12 protein-coding genes, 2 tRNA genes and 3 pseudogenes are annotated in these 15,829 nt (G+C 60.3%); 9 read left to right on the top strand and 8 right to left on the bottom strand.

What is annotated here, in order from left to right; all coding sequences use genetic code 11:
* Positions 1 to 97: 97 nt before the first annotated feature.
* Genes CNE_RS43285 through CNE_RS37965 form a run of 4 tightly spaced genes read left to right on the top strand, consistent with a single transcriptional unit; the run spans position 98 to position 4,445 of the window.
* Positions 98 to 217, top strand: a complete 120-nt coding sequence (locus tag CNE_RS43285; RefSeq protein WP_080569706.1) for a DUF2188 domain-containing protein — start codon at positions 98 to 100, stop codon at positions 215 to 217.
* On the top strand, positions 186 to 2,708 hold the full coding sequence (ligD, locus tag CNE_RS37975) for a DNA ligase D (RefSeq protein WP_013954365.1): 2,523 nt from the start codon (positions 186 to 188) through the stop codon (positions 2,706 to 2,708). Before CNE_RS43285 ends, ligD begins: the two co-directional genes overlap by 32 nt.
* A gap of 31 nt (positions 2,709 to 2,739) precedes the next feature.
* Positions 2,740 to 3,633, top strand: coding sequence for a non-homologous end joining protein Ku (ku, locus tag CNE_RS37970; protein WP_013954364.1), 894 nt, complete (start codon positions 2,740 to 2,742; stop codon positions 3,631 to 3,633).
* Positions 3,630 to 4,445, top strand: a complete 816-nt coding sequence (locus CNE_RS37965) for a tetratricopeptide repeat protein (RefSeq protein WP_013954363.1) — start codon at positions 3,630 to 3,632, stop codon at positions 4,443 to 4,445. Before ku ends, CNE_RS37965 begins: the two co-directional genes overlap by 4 nt.
* Positions 4,446 to 5,124: 679 nt before the next feature.
* On the opposite strand, the gene CNE_RS37960 is transcribed toward CNE_RS37965, so the two are convergent.
* The 3 genes from CNE_RS37960 to CNE_RS37950 all read right to left on the bottom strand — a co-directional run bounded on the left by CNE_RS37960 (position 5,125) and on the right by CNE_RS37950 (position 6,529).
* Entirely contained in the window at positions 5,125 to 5,439 is a 315-nt protein-coding gene (locus CNE_RS37960; RefSeq protein WP_013954362.1) for an H-NS histone family protein, read from the bottom strand.
* A gap of 436 nt (positions 5,440 to 5,875) precedes the next feature.
* A tRNA-Ile gene (locus CNE_RS37955) sits at positions 5,876 to 5,954 on the bottom strand.
* Between the two features lie 92 nt (positions 5,955 to 6,046).
* Positions 6,047 to 6,529, bottom strand: coding sequence for a hypothetical protein (locus CNE_RS37950; RefSeq protein ID WP_013954361.1), 483 nt, complete (start codon positions 6,527 to 6,529; stop codon positions 6,047 to 6,049).
* A 565-nt stretch (positions 6,530 to 7,094) separates the two neighbouring features.
* Between CNE_RS37950 and CNE_RS42670 the strand changes: the two genes are divergently transcribed.
* Positions 7,095 to 7,442, top strand: a complete 348-nt coding sequence (locus CNE_RS42670) for a hypothetical protein (RefSeq protein ID WP_404997168.1) — start codon at positions 7,095 to 7,097, stop codon at positions 7,440 to 7,442.
* A gap of 290 nt (positions 7,443 to 7,732) precedes the next feature.
* A pseudogene (gene rpoD, locus CNE_RS37945) lies at positions 7,733 to 9,764 on the top strand (RNA polymerase sigma factor RpoD).
* A 108-nt stretch (positions 9,765 to 9,872) separates the two neighbouring features.
* Here the strand turns inward: rpoD and CNE_RS37940 are convergent.
* Positions 9,873 to 10,076, bottom strand: coding sequence for a cold-shock protein (locus CNE_RS37940; protein ID WP_013954359.1), 204 nt, complete (start codon positions 10,074 to 10,076; stop codon positions 9,873 to 9,875).
* A 201-nt stretch (positions 10,077 to 10,277) separates the two neighbouring features.
* Here CNE_RS37940 and CNE_RS40540 point away from each other — a divergent pair, with 201 nt between their 5' ends.
* The gene (locus tag CNE_RS40540; RefSeq protein ID WP_080569699.1) at positions 10,278 to 10,478 is read left to right on the top strand and encodes a hypothetical protein; all 201 of its coding nucleotides are present in this window, start codon (positions 10,278 to 10,280) and stop codon (positions 10,476 to 10,478) included.
* A 371-nt stretch (positions 10,479 to 10,849) separates the two neighbouring features.
* The gene (locus tag CNE_RS37935) at positions 10,850 to 11,224 is read left to right on the top strand and encodes a hypothetical protein (RefSeq protein ID WP_013954357.1); all 375 of its coding nucleotides are present in this window, start codon (positions 10,850 to 10,852) and stop codon (positions 11,222 to 11,224) included.
* Positions 11,225 to 11,334: 110 nt separating this feature from the next.
* On the opposite strand, the gene CNE_RS37930 is transcribed toward CNE_RS37935, so the two are convergent.
* The 3 genes and pseudogenes from CNE_RS37930 to CNE_RS37920 form a co-directional block, all read right to left on the bottom strand.
* A tRNA-Ile gene (locus CNE_RS37930) sits at positions 11,335 to 11,411 on the bottom strand.
* Positions 11,412 to 11,810: 399 nt separating this feature from the next.
* A pseudogene (locus CNE_RS37925) lies at positions 11,811 to 12,071 on the bottom strand (transposase); the annotation flags it as partial.
* Between the two features lie 386 nt (positions 12,072 to 12,457).
* Positions 12,458 to 13,943, bottom strand: a pseudogene (locus CNE_RS37920) (TonB-dependent receptor); the annotation flags it as partial.
* A 100-nt stretch (positions 13,944 to 14,043) separates the two neighbouring features.
* On the opposite strand from CNE_RS37920, the gene CNE_RS40530 reads away from it, so the two are divergent.
* Complete coding sequence (locus tag CNE_RS40530) at positions 14,044 to 14,331, top strand: porin (protein WP_080569705.1); 288 nt, start codon at positions 14,044 to 14,046, stop codon at positions 14,329 to 14,331.
* 375 nt (positions 14,332 to 14,706) lie between these two features.
* Here the strand turns inward: CNE_RS40530 and CNE_RS37915 are convergent, their stop codons facing one another.
* On the bottom strand, positions 14,707 to 15,780 hold the full coding sequence (locus CNE_RS37915; protein ID WP_013954355.1) for a porin: 1,074 nt from the start codon (positions 15,778 to 15,780) through the stop codon (positions 14,707 to 14,709).
* Positions 15,781 to 15,829: the final 49 nt, after the last annotated feature.

Below are 15,829 nucleotides of genomic sequence, written 5' to 3'. Positions count from 1 at the left end.
TGTCAAATGTTCATCTGGTGCCAAGCGGCGACCAACGGAAGGTTGAAGTGGAGGTGGCGCAGAGGACACTCCCACATTCGACAGCTAGGACGCAGCGATTAGCTCCGGGACGACGCTGGCAAAAAGACAGCAGGCCGAGCTGATCGTCCATGGAAGGGAAGTAGCGATCCGGATGCGAAACGCCTATGGCAACGACCCCAGGGACGTCAAAGGCTAGAGCTCGCACTGCAGAGCGATTGCCCAACCTCGACCGCTATCAGAAGAAGCGCAACTTCAGCGTCACTTCAGAGCCGGCGGGAACACGACAGCGGCTCCAAAAGGCCAATCCGTTACGCTTCGTGGTCCAGAAGCATTGGGCACGGCGGCTGCACTACGACTTCCGGCTTGAACTCGATGGTGTTCTGCTCAGTTGGGCAGTGCCCAAGGGTCCTAGCTACGATCCCAGCGAAAAGCGCATCGCGGTCCATGTGGAGGACCACCCGCTCGACTATGCCAATTTTGAGGGAGAGATCCCGGCCAAACAGTATGGCGCCGGCTCGGTGATCGTCTGGGATCGTGGCACGTGGGAGCCAATCGGCGATCCGCGTGAAGGTATGGCCGCAGGCAAGTTGCTCTTCGACCTGTATGGAGAAAAGCTGGCAGGCCGTTGGGAACTGGTACGCATCGCCAAGCCCGGTGACCAATCAGAACAGTGGATCCTGTTCAAGAAGCGAGATGCCTGGGCGCGACCACTGGCGGAGTTCGACGTGTTGGCAGCTTTGCCGGATAGCGTCATCGCAAAGCCACTGGGTACGCTGACTCAGGCGTCGCAGGGCTCAACCGAAATGGCTTCCGATTCCGCCATCACGGACGCCCCGCTCGCCCCCTTGCCGGCTAAGCTCGGGCCACAGCTTGCGAACCCGGCACCCGCACTTCCGACTGGTACCGGGTGGGTCATCGAAACCAAGTTCGACGGCTATCGCATCCTGGCCAGGATCTCCGACGCCCGGGTGACGCTCTTTACCCGCAATGGGCATGACTGGACCCGGATGCTGCGTTCGCTGGCCGCGGAGATCGAGAAGCTCGACATCTCGGAAGGCTGGCTGGACGGCGAGATCGTCGTGCTGCGCGATGGCATGCCAGATTTCAATGCCTTGCAGAACGCCATCGACGGGCATCGCAGCGACGCAATCGTCTTCTTCGCCTTCGATCTACCCTTCTGGGAAGGCCGGGATTTGCGCAACGTGCCCCTGGCCCAGCGTCGGGCTAAGCTGGGGGAGCTTGTCGGAGATCGCTCCGAACGCGTGCGCTTTAGCGAGGCCTTCGATGCCCCCCCGGCGCAGATCTTCCTGGCGGCGTGCCAGCTCGGTCTCGAAGGCTTGATGTTCAAGCGGGCGGACGCCTCCTATGTTTCCGCGCGCACGCAGACGTGGCTGAAGGCCAAATGCAAACTGCGTCAGGAGTTTGTGATTGGCGGGTTCTCGGACCGCAGTGGTGCAGTAGCCGAGGTAGGCAAGCTATTGCTTGGCGTGTATGCGGACGGGGAACTCCGTTACGTCGGCGGCGTTGGAACCGGCTGGGACAGCGCGACGGCGACAGAGCTCAGGAGGCGCTTGGCCGCCTTGGAAATTGAGCGAAGTCCCTTTTCGACGGAGGCGCGTTCCAGCCGGCGATGGGGTGGAGGTCGAGAAGCCGCTGTGCGTTGGGTAAAACCCACCCTCGTTGCAGAAGTCGAGTTTTCCGAGTGGACCCCTGAGGGCCAGGTGCGTCAAGCCTCGTTCAAAGGCCTGCGCGCCGATCATCCCGCTAAGTCGATCCGGCGAGAGGCTATCCAGACTACCGTGACGCCGCACGGCGTGAGCGCCATCAAGGTCACCAATCCGGACCGTGTCATCGACAAATCCACAGGTATCACGAAGGTCGAGCTGGTTCGCTACTACGAGAGCGTGGCGGAGCGGATGCTGCCCCACCTCAAAGATCGGCCGCTATCCTTGGTGCGCGCGCCGGATGGCATTGATGCGCCGACGTTCTTTCAGAAGCACGCGGAAACGGCGATGCCCGGCCTCACCGAGCAACCCCAATCCCTTTGGCCCGGCCATGCCGCATTACTCACCGCTGATTCGGCAGAAGCAATCGTCGCCGCTGCCCAGATGAATGCGGTTGAGTTTCATACGTGGAATTCGACGGCCCGCCACATAGAGTGTCCCGACCGAGTCATTTTCGACCTCGATCCTGGCGAAGGGATTGCATGGGAGACGATGGTCGAAGCCGCCATGCTGGTGCGCACGCTGCTGGATGAACTGGGGCTGCAGTCCTGGTTGAAAACGAGCGGCGGCAAGGGGCTGCACGTCGCCGTGCCACTGGCGCCGCAGCGTTCCTACGACGAAGTGAAGGCGTTTTCGCGGGCCGCCGTCAAGCACTTGGCGGCCACCCTGCCCCAGCGCTTCACCGCCCGCTCTGGGGCGGCCAACCGCAAGGGGCGGATTTTCGTGGATTATCTGCGCAACGGCTTCTCGCAAACCACCGCAGCCGCGTTCTCGGCTCGAGCGCGGCCAGGACTCGGTGTCTCCATGCCGGTGTCCTGGGAGCAGCTTACCAAGCTGAAAAGTGGCGCTCAGTGGACCATCCGCGACGCCAGGGAATACCTCAGTTTCCAAGTGGCGGATCCCTGGCAGTCTTACTGGGAGGCACGCCAAAGTTTGACCGCCGCCATCGAACGATTAAGCTGAATTCTGGCGCATCTGCACTGTGGAGTATCCAATGCCTGCACGATCCCTCGCATCTTTGTCGCTGTCTTTCGGCCTGGTGTCCATCCCCGTCAAGCTCTACACCGCCACCGAGACAAGTTCTGCCGTGCGCTTCAACTTACTGAGCAAAGACGGCGCGCGGCTGAAACAACAGTACGTTTCCGAGCAGACCCAAAAGGTTGTCGAGCGTGCAGACATGGTGAAGGGTTACGAGTTTGAGAAAGATCGCTTCGTGACGTTCTCCCCCGATGAACTCAAAGCCTTGGAAGAGAGCGCCAGCCACATGGTCGATATCGTTGCGTTCATTCCCGAGCACAGTGTGGATCCTCTGTATTACGACAAGGCGTACTTCATCGCTCCAGATAAGCGCGGCGGTAAGCCGTACAGCCTTCTACGCGAGGCCATGTCGAAGACCGGTCGCTGTGCCATTGCGAAGTGGGCCTCGAAAGGCAAATCGCATATCGTGCAGATCCGACCGGTCGAGGGCGGCCTGGTGTTCCAGCAACTGTTGTTCGCAGATGAAGTCCGCAACATCGCCGAACTGCATATCGAGGAAGTGGCAGTCTCAGATGCGGAGCTAAAGTTGGCGATGCAGCTTATCGAGCAAGCCTCGGAAGGCCAATACGATCCGGCCCAGTACAAGGACGAGGAGAAAGTCAGGATTCTCGCCGCCATCGACGCGAAGATCGCCGGCAAGCAAATCGTATCGCCCGAACCGGTTGAAGTCACCGCTGGCGGGCAGGTCATCGATCTGATGGATGCACTTCGCGCGAGTCTGTCCAAGAAGGGAGCGCCCGCGGGAAGAGCGAAGGCCGCCGAGCCGTCAACTTCCCGCAGAGTCGGTAAGCGGGGCACAGCGCCTTCTGAGCCGACCCCGATCCGACGCAACACCAAAAAGTCGGCATGAACCACGGCGAAGGGTTGACCACGCGCGATTTGGAGACGCGCCTGGGCGCTTCGCGCCGGCTGATCTCCAGTCTGGTGGCGGCCGGACTGGTAACTCCTGCACGAGGCCCACGCGGTCAGTACGTCTTCTCTTTCCAGGACGTGGTTCTGATTCGCACCGCCGAATCCCTGCACAGATCGAGCGTTGCGCCGGCACGGATTCTGCGGGCGCTGCGTCGTCTCGAACGGCTCACACCGAACCGGCATCTATCGGCGCTGCGAATCTCCGCAAGCAGCGGAAAAATATCGGCATGGGACCGGCACGGCGCGTGGCTTGTCGAGAGCGGCCAACGTCTGATCGAGTTCGGACCGGATGAAGCCGATGTGCGAGTCGTTGATCTAACGCGAACGCGTGCCAACCAAGCGACCGCCGAGGAAGCCTTTGCGCGAGGCTATGCACTTGAACCTGTCGACGCGGATGCGGCTGAAGCGGCGTACCGACGCGCCTTAGAGATCTCGCCAGGAATGCTGAACGCCTACCTGAACCTTGGGTGCATGTTGGCAGACCAAGAACGCTTCGACGAAGCCATCAGGCTCTATGAAGGGGCATTGTCAGTGCTTCCGAACGCGCCGCAGTTGCATTTCAACCTGGGGGTTGCACGCGAGGATGTCGGCGCCCTGCAGTCAGCTCTGGCGGCATATGAACGATGCATCGAACTTGCGCCTGATGATGCCGATGCCCACTACAACGCAGCGCGTTTGCATCAGGAGTTGGGCCACTTCCAGAATGCGCTGCGGCATTTCAACGCATTCCGGAAGCTCGACCGTCCATAAAGCCACAAGTGGGTGGCCGCTCGATCAAGCGGTCACCAGCCCTCCTAGAGCGGACAATCGAGCGCGGCCAGCCGCGGCATTGGTGCCGCGCCGTCATGAGCTACGGCGATGCCGTTCGGGCGGCATTTCTGGCTGGCCACCCCGTCCAATGGTGCGCCTTCCAAAATGACTTATAGAGCACGTAGCGCAAGAGATGCGTAGATCATTTTCGTGCTTGAAAGTGATGGCTCCACTTTCCTGTTGTGCCGCGGGAGCCTTCTCTCGGGGAAAATGGGTGTTAATTTTGGCTTAATTCAGACTTAAGAATTTTTTGCGGCGCCGTATCATGCCTGGGCAGTCCTGCTACCGTCCGCGTCGCCGCCCCCGGTGACGCGGGCTTTTTTTCGGGAGCGCCCCTTTGTGGACGGGCCGATTGGCTAGGATAGGCGACTGGACGATACTGGGCACGGGCAACTCACCAGTTGCCCGATTTCTTCATGGACGTTCTGCGGCTCTCTGCTACCGGTCGAGAGCCGTCTTTTCCCAGGTCCCTCGTTCGATTTGACTGCGTGTGTTGCGTGGTCCGCCGTCGAGATGGCCAATCGACGGGCTGCCGCTTGCCCGGTCGCATTGATGCGTACAGTCTCGTGGAGAGTCGATTGAGTCGTCGTCGTTCAAGGGACGACGCGCGTGCAATCGATCATTCCTGCTGGATAAGGAAACGCTCGGGCCGTTTGCCCAGCCACGCCGGCGTCCGGCCACGTCCCGACCAGGTTTTGCCGGTTTTGGGATCCATGTACTTCGGCGGAAGCGGTGCTTTCTCGGTGGCCGCGGACGCTGTACTTGCGGGCCGGCCCCGACGACGACGCGGCGCCACGTCTTCCGGCGACAGGCTATACCGAACCATCAGCTCGCGAATCTGTTCGATGACGCCCGCGACCTCAGTCGAACGCGCCTCTTCGATTTTGGCTTCCAACGCTTGCTTCTGCGCTAACAAATCCTGATACGTTGCCATTTTTGCCTCCAATTGTTCAGTCACAATTGACTTATACGCATTCCAAAGACCATCTGCAAGGTATTCATCCTCTAAGACTTACGAATCAAGCTGATAGCTGATTGAAATCGCGTGGACTGTTTGTATTAATGTATGGTTTCGCTGTTAGCGTCAAAGCGGACTTCATATAGATGTCGGCTTGAAGTGAAGGTGGGCGACATCCGCATCCGATGACGTCGGCTGCGGATCGCAGAAACGGGTACGCGTTTGCATCAGTTCCCATCACAGCGACGCTTCATATACGTTGAGCGGACGGCGGTTGGGCTTCCCACATAGCCTGGGCGAATTGCACCAGTCAGGAAAGCGCAGTGTCGCTACCAAGACACATCAAGACCTCCGGTCGCGGTCTAGTCCAGGCTAAAGAAACAAACCTGACGGATGGAAGCCAATGGTTGCATGGTGGGCCTCCCGTGAGGCGAACACGGCAGCAACGGATTATGAGTCCGCTGCTTTAACGAAGCATGAGCTAGAGGCCCAATTGGAAGGGGAAAGCCGACGCCAAGTTCGTACGCCTCAGGTGTCATCAATCAGCTGGTTGGCGACATCGCGTTACCAGCCGAGGCATTGATCACGCCGACGCTACAGGCGACGCCACAGCCGGAACCACTTTCTTCGCCGATGCCCGCTTTTTCGGCATGGATTTCACTGCGGCCGCCTTCGGAGCTGCTTTCGCGGCGACCTTGACCTTACCCCCGGATGCGGCCTTTTTCGCGGCCGCTTTCGTTGCGACAGCTTTCGTTGCGACAGCTTTGTTGCCCGTCGCCTTCTTGGCGCCTGCAGCCTTCGCCTTCTTCGCCGCGAGCTTGTCCTTTGCGGCTTGCTTTTCAAAGCGGGCCGCGGCCTTTGCGGCTTCCACGGCCTGGGCAACCTCGCGCTTAGCCGCTTCAATCGCCTTCTTCGTGTCAGCGCGCAGCTTCAGCAAGTGCTTCTTCGCTGCCTGTGCCTCACGGGCAAGCACGCTGGCCTTTTTCGTTGGCACGACTAGCTTCTTTGCGGTAGGTTTTCCCTTGGCAGTTGCACTTACCCGTGTCGTTTTAGTTGGTGCGACCATGTTGGTTATTCATAGTTGTGAAGCGCGGAGTATAACCGCACGAGTGGCGTTACATAATAGAGCTCAGTTTCTTCTTTGAGTTGCGTCCAACCGATGCGATCAGCCGACGGCCGAGATGCCACCCTCTTCCGCACCGCTTTCTCATTGGTATTTGGTACGTTCGCCAAAACAACAAAACCCAAGCCGATCTTGGCCTGGTCCTAGCGGGCTACTACCTCGACCATTCTGCTCACTTTAGGTGGTGGCTGTGGCTTCCTGGCCAAAGTCGCCTTTGGCTGGATCCTTGGTGCATTGTTCGGTGTCACATTGCCGTGGCAGCGGCTGGTGCGGGCGGCTGCGTGTTGCGCCTATGATCTTTCCCCACTTCCCACGTTTCGCGGCTCCCGCCCCCAGACGCGGATCTTGCTCGGTTGAACCTGCTCACGTGATGACCGGACCTGACAAAGACGGGCGCTCCCCGCTTAAAATGCTGCTATGCAATATGGATCAGGGCTGAAGAAGCGCGAATAGCCACACGCCCTGCAAGTAGTGGAGAAGAGCTCTGGCTGGGACGAAAAGCGAGGCGCTGAAGCCCCTAGAAACAGCGGGAGTAACGGTCGGGGATTTGAACTACGAGTCTGGTTGGCAAGATGCGATTGAACTTGGCAGGCTAGGCGAAAAGCTCGGTGTACACGTCCATTATCGCGGCCATGAGAGCATTGCCGTTAGCTCCCCGGCGGCGCTCGTTGGCGGGCTGAGTCGCCCGAAGTTGACCTTCCGTCAGCTCAATCTTTACTGCCAATTTGAGCTCAGCAAGCTGCCAGCAGGTGAGCTAGAGCGCCTGGAGGCGCTGAGCTCGCCGAGTGCTTGTGTCCGAAGGTGCGCGGTGCCGGTCCGGACGATCTCCGGACGTGCCCTTCGCAGAAACAGGTGATGGTATTGTCCGTGAGCACCGGTACGGGACATGCGCCTCGTCGAGCGCGGTGGCAACGAGCTCGAGCATGCTGGTGAACTGCGAGAACAGGAGAATCTTTCGGCCTTCCTCGACGAGTTCGGGCAACATCTCTACCCGCCGAATATTGCGTCGCACAACGTCGTCCGGTATGATTTAACGTTCCCCATTCTGCGCACACCGGATTCCGCGAGAGGCATCCCGGCCTCGACTGTCCGTGCGTCATTCCACGATTTTCGTTCGCACCCCGACAGGCTAATTGACCTGCCGTCATGTCCGCGACGATCGTCGGCCAACCTGTCGAGGAGAATGTATTGGCAAAGCCAGTTCGCGACAATTCAGTGTCCCGCGTGATCGCGGTTACGTCAAAAGCCGGCCGCCGCGCGCCAAAGGAAAAGACCCAGGCCGTCACAATACCGCTGGACATCGCGTCAATGGCGCGCCAGGAGGAGGAGCGTCAACGCCAGATGCGCGCGCTGATCGCGCTTGGCCGTGAGCGCGGCTATCTCACCCACGCGGACATCAACGATCACCTGCCCGACAACTTTACGCAAACTGCTGCGATGGAGACGATCGTCGGCACGTTCAGCGACATGGGGGTGGCCGTGTACGAGCAGGCGCCGGACGCAGAGACGCTCCTGCTAAACGATGCCGCGGCCGCCGCGGCATCCGACGATCAGGCGGACGAGGAAGCGGAAGCTGCACTGTCGACCGTCGATTCCGAATTCGGCCGCACTACTGATCCGGTTCGGATGTACATGCGTGAAATGGGTGCCCGCGAACTGCTGACCCGCGCTGGCGAAATCGAGATCGCAAAACGCATCGAAGACGGCCTGCAGGACATGATTCAGGCGATCGCCAAGTGTCCGTCGGTCGTGTCCACGATTCTTGTCGATGCGGACCGCATCGCTGCCGGCGAACTGCGTATCGACGAACTGGTCGATGGCATCAGCGACGACGTGAACGAAAGCGAAATGACGCTGGAGTCCGAAGAGGTTGAAGTGGAAGCAGACGCCTCCGACGATGACCCAGACCGTGACGACGTTGAAATGGACGCCGGCGATCCGGAGACAACGAACGCGGCCCGCCTCGAACAACTCACGAGCGACAGTCTTGCGGTTTTCGCGCGCGTGCGTGCACTGTTCAAGCAGTTGCCGGATGTACCCGTTACTGGCAAAACCCGTTCCGCGGCCGTTGCGCAATTGCGCTCGGTGATCCAGCGCGAACTCGCGCCGATCCGCTTTACGGCCAGAACCATCGACCGCCTGTGCGCCGGTGTGCGCGCACAGGTTACTGAGGTTCGTGCGATCGAACGCGGCATCCTGGAGATCGCCGTCGACCGTTGCGGCATGCCACGCGATGCGTTTGTCGAGTCGTTCCCGGGCCACGAGACCGACCTTACATGGACCAGCCGCATGGCGGCGACTTCGCGGCAATTTGGCACGGCGCTTGAGCGACATCTGCCGGCCATTCAGGCCGGGCAGCAGAAACTCATCGACATCGAGGCACGGGTCTCGCTGCCACTCCAGCAGCTCAAGCAGATCAACCGCCAGATGGTTGCCGCGGAGTTGAAAATGCGGCAGGCCAAGCGGGAGATGATCGAAGCGAATCTTCGTCTTGTCATTTCAATTGCCAAGAAATACGTGAACCGCGGCATGCAGTTCCTGGATCTGATCCAGGAAGGCAATATCGGCCTGATGAAGGCGGTGGACAAGTTCGAATACCGGCGCGGCTGGAAGTTTTCGACGTACGCCACTTGGTGGGTCCGTCAGGCTGTCACGCGTGCGCTTGCTGATCAGGCGCGCACCATTCGTGTGCCGGTGCATATGATCGAGATGGTCAACAAGCTGAACCGGATTTCGCGCGAATTCCTGCAACAGACGGGACAGGAAGCGCATCCCGCTATCCTCGCGGAGCGCATGGAGATGTCCGAGGAAAAAGTGCGCAGTATCCTCAGGATCGCGAGGCAACCTGTCTCGCTCGAGACACCCTGTGGGCGACGATGCCGACGCGACGCTCGGTGACATGATTGAGGATGTCTCTGCGAGTTCACCAACTGAGGCCGCGATTCACGCGAACATGCGCGCCGCGATCGATGAGGCACTCGACGAGTTGTCGCCGCGCGAGGCCAAGGTCCTGCGGATGCGATTCGGGCTCGATACGACCTCTGACCACACGCTTGAAGAGGTCGGCAAGCAGTTCGACGTGACCCGCGAGCGGATCCGTCAGATTGAAAGCAAGGCGATGCGCAAGCTAATGCATCCCAGTCGCGCTGACAAGTTGAGGCCCTTTCTTGAGCGCTGAGCAAAGGCGAGGAGTACGCGCCCCCTTTCGACGCCCTACTTCAGCCCCGCAGCGATCACGCATCGCCCGATCGCTGCCCTGACAGGACGCGTTTGCGGCGCGGAAATCTTACAGCGGTTTGATATTCGCTGCCTGTTTCCCCTTGGGACCTTGCTTGACTTCAAAACTGACCTTCTGGCCCTCCTGAAGTGATTTGAAGCCGTTTCCCTGAACCTCGGAGAAGTGCGCGAACAGGTCATCGCCGCCGTCGTCCGGCGTGATGAACCCAAAACCCTTTGCATCGTTAAACCACTTGACGGTACCTGTTGCCATGTTCTGAATGTTCCAAGTAAGACTAGTTGTAGATGACGCCACCGGCCTGCGCCAAATGTGCGGCTATCTTGTATCACGGGTGGGCCGTCGCCGACAATCCCTTGGTCGAGGCTTCACAAGCCTTTAAATGCCCCGGTGCATTGATTGACCCTGGTAGGTTCTATTTTCCGACCCCGGCAAACGCCGGCAAAGGAGGCCGCCATGCTAAGTCCGCACGAAATCGCCGCGCTACTACTGCTTGGCGATGCGCAAGATATCGATGATCTCGAACCAGATCAATTGGACGGCTTGCTGGCCGACAAACTGGTCACGATGGAGCACGGGCATGATAGCGGCAATGCTTGTCCCCGCCTGACGAGTCAAGGACACTCCATGCTCGAAGCCGTGCGAAGCATTCGGTAAGACTTCGTTTCGTGCCCTATCGCCGTGTCCCGGCAACGCCGGCCCCATGCACTTCTTGGTCCGTATGCTGCGGCTAACCGTTGTCGACCGGGGATGGTGGAAGCGCAACGGCGGTAGCCGGCCCATGTCAGCCATCATCGTCCGTCGTCGAATCTCTGATTCGGCACCGTAAATTACCTACGCTACATTCTTCAGTACCACCTTCCTTCCCTGATCACGTTCACCGAAATCCGCAAGCAAACGAAGCTGCCCCCTTACAATGTTGCCGTGCAATATAGGACCAGGGCCGAAAAAGCGCACGAATAGCCACACGCCCTGTTTGCGGCTGGCAAATACGCGTACGCCCGCCGAGGGAAGCAGCGGAGGACAGAATGGCGACAGCTCGAGCTGGAACCAGAGGGGAGGCACTGAAGCTCCTGGAGACAGAGGGAGTAACGGTGGTCGAGTTGGACTACGAGTCAGGTTGGCAGGATGCTGTTGAACTCGGCAGGCTCGGCCAGAAGGTTGGGATACGCGTCGAGTATCGCGGGCACGAAAACATCGCCGTCCGCTCGCCGGCTGCGCTCGTTGCCGGCCTATTGCGACCAAAGACAACGTTCCGGCAGCGGAATCTGTACTGTCAGTTTGAGCTCAACAACTTGCCAGCAGATGAGCTAGAGAGCCTGGAGGCAAAGGCGGCGAAGTTGGGGGACTATATTCTCGCGGGGCACTTGATGAGAGAGGTGGATGCACAGTGGACAGAGTAAGCTGGTGCGATCTGCCCTTTCGACAATGAACAGTTCGCTGTAGGGAAGCTCGGGTACTCGACAGCGTCGTTGTATCCCACTATCCCTCGCATGCCGAGAACCATTATTATTGGTGGGCGGGGTGGGACTCGAACCCACTATCAGTCGATTATGAGTCGACGGCTTATACCACTTAAGCTTCCGGCCCTTGCGTGGAGCGCGAGATGTTACCCGAAGGCGACCTCTTGCGAACAGTTTTCCACCGCCGCTATTCTATAGCTCTGCAGGCGAACTGGAAAATCCGCTCGGTAGGCCTTGGCTTCCTCAGTCGATCCGCTCTGGGCGCCAGTGGTGCGCCCATCTTGCATCAATCGACCGGTTGGCGAAGTCCCATACCAGCCGAGGAAAAGATCACGCCGACGCTTCAGGCGTCGCTACAGTCGGAACCACTTTCTTCGCCGGACTCCGTTTCTTCGTCGCGGATTTCACTGCGGCCTTCTTCGGGACAGCTTTCGCCGCGGCCTTACTAATGGGCGCCACTTTCTTCGGCGCCGCCTTCGTGGCTGCAGCTTTGTTGCCCGTTGCCTTCCTGGCGCCCGCAGCCGCTGTCATACAGCGCCTCTTCGCAAGCCAGGTCTGGAAGGTTGAACCAGTGCTGCAGAAAGTGGATACGCAGCATCCGTTCAAGACCAATGGGCGGCCGCCCATTGCCCGCCTTCGGGTAGCACGGCTCAATCACAGCGCACAATGCCGCCCACGGTACGATCGTCTCCATCGTCGCCAGAAATGCCTCACGACGCGTTGGCTTACGGTATTGCTCGAATCCCGCCCCTTGATCAGCACCCGTTGCCAACGTCATCTGCTTCATGTCCATCTCTTTGCGCTCGTGATTCTTCAAATAACGCTTCTCCTCACGAATCGGAGGACTTAATCAGCATTGCCCTAATTGCCGCGCGGCCGCAACGGCGACCTTCCCCCACGCCTTGCGGTTGACAGCCTGAAGTGCAACACACCAGGCAAGAAGCATCGGCGCGCTCCGTTGCCCAGACTTCAGGCGTCAGTTCCGCTCAGGAACCGGTTAAAGTGTTGCTTGCCGACCAATGCGGAAGTACAAAAGGACGCGGCCTCAATTCTCGTGGAAGGTTGCTTTGACTAGCCAGGAAGTGGGGCGATGTTCTAGTGTAGCCATCTGGTATGAATCACTGCGGCCGTTGGCGCCCGGCTTTGCGGCACAGGCTAATCACTGCATTCCCTTCAGAAACTCCAGAGCACCCCCACACGGAACGTCCGCGGCTCTGCCGGATGGATATGGTGGTCGTTGATTCCGGTGGCCACGCCGCTAGCATCGACCGGCGATGTCTCCCCCTTCAGCAGCGAGGCATAGTAGTAGTCGATGTCGTTGACGCGCTTGTCGAACACGTTCAGCACTTCGGCAAAGACCCGCACGTCCTTCAGCACGCGATACCCCACCTTCAGGTTAACGAGGAACGACGACGCCGAGCGCACGCTGTTGTCCTCCACCAGAGGACGCGGGTCCGAAATAGAGCGCTCACGCGCCGACCGACCAGCGTCCCCGGTTCAGCGGGACGCCGCCCGAGGCGGTGGTCTGGATCGATGTAGTGGCCGACGTCCTCGTGGTCGCGGTAGCGCGCGCGGGAGAAGCCCGCGTCGGCATCCAGGATGAGGCCAGCCAGCGGGCCGCCCTGCGGGGCATAGTAGCCGGCCAGTTCAATGCCGGTGCGACGGCTCGGCCGGCTCGGCTCGGTGGTGCCGCTGGCGCCGGAGAACACGAGTTCGGAGCCGATGTCGACCTGCCACAACGAGGGCGACAACTGCGCCGGGCGCGAACCGCGCCGTGCGCACGCCGATCTCGTAGCCGGTGGCCGGCACCAGCACGCTGACCAGGCGCGCCGGTCGACGGGTTCGACGGTGGTGGTCGCGCCGCGCACGTCGTTACTATGGAAGCCGCGTCCCCAGTTCAGGAAGATCTCGGTCCGGTCCGCCGGCGACATCACGATGCTCAGCTTCGGACTGACGATGCGGTCGCTGCCGTTGCCCGAGTTGGCAGGATTGTCGCTCGACACCCCGTACCAGAACTGGTCCGCCCGCGGCCCGGCCACCGTGCGCAGCCACGGCAGCCAGGCGGTCATGTTGCGCAGGTACAGCGCCGCACTGGTCTCGTTGACGGTGTCGGTGCGCACCGTCACTGATCTGCCGCGCCTCTGAGTTCGCCAGCGTGATCCGGTCGAGTCGATCGAAGCGGAGTTGCGTGCCGATCTAGCGTTCGCCGATCTTGCCGAACCAGATGCGCGACACGTTGGCGCCGGCCGTAACGCGGTTCTCGAACTGCTCGAACTGGTCGCCGCGCTCCGGGTTGTTCAGCGCATAGGTAAAGTTCGAGAACAGTTGCAGCCGGCTCTTGATGACGTAGGCATTGGCCTGGACCAGCCTGTCCGCCAACGGACGCAGCCAGTCCGCCGACACGCTGTAGCGCGACGCGTAGCCGACGTCGGTCGGATCGATATAGCCGAAGCGCGAAATGAGGCCCTCGTTGATGGCCCGCTGCGGCACCTGGTCGGTCGAGTTCCAGTCGTTGCGGTAGGCCATCGCGGTCACGCCCAGCCGCTCGCCCCCGCCGAGCGGCAGCGCGTAGCGCAGTACGCCATTGAGTTTGTGCACGCCCTCCGGCAGCAAGCACCCACGGCCCGTTCTCGCCAAGCCATTCGAAAGACGCGCAGAGGCCATCCTCGATACGGCTCGAGCCTGTTTCCAGGCATTGCTACAAGGAAACGCTGAATCAGGAGCCTTCCGAACCGCTGGGCGTGGAGGCATCCCAGCGCATGTATGAGGCAGAGGTCTTGGTCGACGGTATATTGACCCCGCAACCGGGCGGCAGCCGTCTAAGCCTACCTGTAAGCGGAGGGCTATCCGGAAGCCGGCGGGGACTGCGGGGCTTCGAAGACCTAGGCGGTGGATTAGGCGGGCTTTTTGTTCTGGAAAGCGGATTTGGCCTAGATTCTGGTACGTTGACCCTTGGCGGACGCTTCTTTGGACGCCTAGCTTATGTGGGAATGGTGAGCGGCTGGGGTCAAATCACGTTTGGGCGTCAGTACACTGATATGTATTGACCTTGTCAAGTTGGTTGGTTTCCTATTTTTGGCTGGTTGAACTCCAATGTATTTGGGCCAGGGCCGGCGGTTCTTCGACGGTTGATCATTCTGATATGCGCGGGTAACTGGTCAACGCCAGCAACGAATACTTCGCTCACCCCAACACCAACCCCAACTCGCCTGTACGGTAAAAGTCTGAGTATGGTAACTGCCGCTTCGCCTCGTGAAGAGCCGTCGATCATCAAGCAACGTGTTCAGTCGCTCATGCAGTGCGTCGGATCGCTGCAGCATGCGTTCTAAGGATTCACCGACCCGGATTCGTTCTTATCTTTCATGACGACATGGCCTACTGCAGGGCCCTGAACGATTCCGCATCTACCCCGGCCTCTCACCCTAGAACTTGTGCCTGATGCCAACCGCAGCACCGGTCTGGCTCCGGGCGCCAGCCGCAAGCGTGGACAATGCCGCGAAGTTCAGACCGGCATCCCGCGCATAGGCCACCGCGGCGTACAGGTCCGTGCGCTTTGACGCCGCATAGATGCCCTGCAGCACATATTGCTTCGGATTGGGTGGGTTCGCCTGGCCCTCCCTGACCTTCATCCGGTCATAGTAGAAGGCGGCATTCACCTGGAAAAACGGCGTGACACGATAGCCGACTCCGGCCCACCACATATCGTCGCGTTGCCTCGTGACCCCGGTGGGCATCGTGTCCTGCGCCCAGCGGTATCCGGTCGTAAAGCGCCAGTCACCTGGCGCATAGGTGCCCGCCACGGCGACCTTGCGCATCCTGCCGTAGCCCGTAGCCGTGTCCCGGCCATTGACCTGATCATAGACCGCGGCCAGGCCAAGCTCGCCACTGGTATAGCTCACGCCGCCGCCCCACGCAGCATCGCCCTGCCAGGATCCCGCCTGCTCGCCGAAGCCGTAGTGAGCCTGCGCGGCGAACGGTCCCCGGTCGACGCGGTACTTGACGGCATTGTCGATGCGCAAGGGGCTCATCAGGAAGGGCATCGGCTCATAGGCGCCAGCATAGACCAGTGGCATGAACACCGGCAGCAGGTCGAACATGCTGGTGTACTGCCGTCCAAAGGTAAGCCTGCCGAAATCCTTTGTGCTGACGCCCAGGAATGCCTGCCGGTTGAACAAGCGGCCGGCCTCGCCCATGGTGCCGGTATCGAGATTGAAGCCGCTTTCCAGCGCAAAAATGGCCTGCATGCCTCCGCCAAGATCCTCGGTACCACGCAGGCCCCACCGGGATCCCGCCAGTCCGCCGGAGTTCAGCCGCACCAGCGAGCCGCCGGACGAAGCCGTACCGGCCGGGGCACGCTGATGATTGTTGTATTCCAGGAAGGTGTCCGCCACCCCATACAGCGTGACACTGGATTGCGCGTGCGCCGCTGGTGCCAGGCTGGCGAGCGCCGACACGGCGCATGCGTGCGCCAGGACGATTCGTGCGTTGTGTTTCATCGGTAAGACTCCCTGTTTCGCCTTCAGGCCGCATTGGCGAAAGGCAAAG

It is taken from the genome of Cupriavidus necator N-1, from assembly GCF_000219215.1.
Taxonomy (GTDB): Bacteria; Pseudomonadota; Gammaproteobacteria; order Burkholderiales; family Burkholderiaceae; genus Cupriavidus; species Cupriavidus necator.
The sequence above is the reverse complement of the archived record's forward strand: the minus strand, read 5'-3'. Positions and strand labels throughout refer to the sequence as shown.

Coding starts and splice junctions, on each gene's coding strand:
- CNE_RS37940 (WP_013954359.1), bottom strand. CDS start 10,076: ATGGCAACAGGTACCGTCAAGTGGTTTAACGATGCAAAGGGTTTTGGG.
- CNE_RS40530 (WP_080569705.1), top strand. CDS start 14,044: ATGTATGAGGCAGAGGTCTTGGTCGACGGTATATTGACCCCGCAACCG.
- ligD (WP_013954365.1), top strand. CDS start 186: ATGGCAACGACCCCAGGGACGTCAAAGGCTAGAGCTCGCACTGCAGAG.
- CNE_RS37950 (WP_013954361.1), bottom strand. CDS start 6,529: ATGGTCGCACCAACTAAAACGACACGGGTAAGTGCAACTGCCAAGGGA.
- CNE_RS40540 (WP_080569699.1), top strand. CDS start 10,278: ATGCTAAGTCCGCACGAAATCGCCGCGCTACTACTGCTTGGCGATGCG.
- CNE_RS37965 (WP_013954363.1), top strand. CDS start 3,630: ATGAACCACGGCGAAGGGTTGACCACGCGCGATTTGGAGACGCGCCTG.
- CNE_RS37935 (WP_013954357.1), top strand. CDS start 10,850: ATGGCGACAGCTCGAGCTGGAACCAGAGGGGAGGCACTGAAGCTCCTG.
- CNE_RS37960 (WP_013954362.1), bottom strand. CDS start 5,439: ATGGCAACGTATCAGGATTTGTTAGCGCAGAAGCAAGCGTTGGAAGCC.
- CNE_RS37915 (WP_013954355.1), bottom strand. CDS start 15,780: ATGAAACACAACGCACGAATCGTCCTGGCGCACGCATGCGCCGTGTCG.
- ku (WP_013954364.1), top strand. CDS start 2,740: ATGCCTGCACGATCCCTCGCATCTTTGTCGCTGTCTTTCGGCCTGGTG.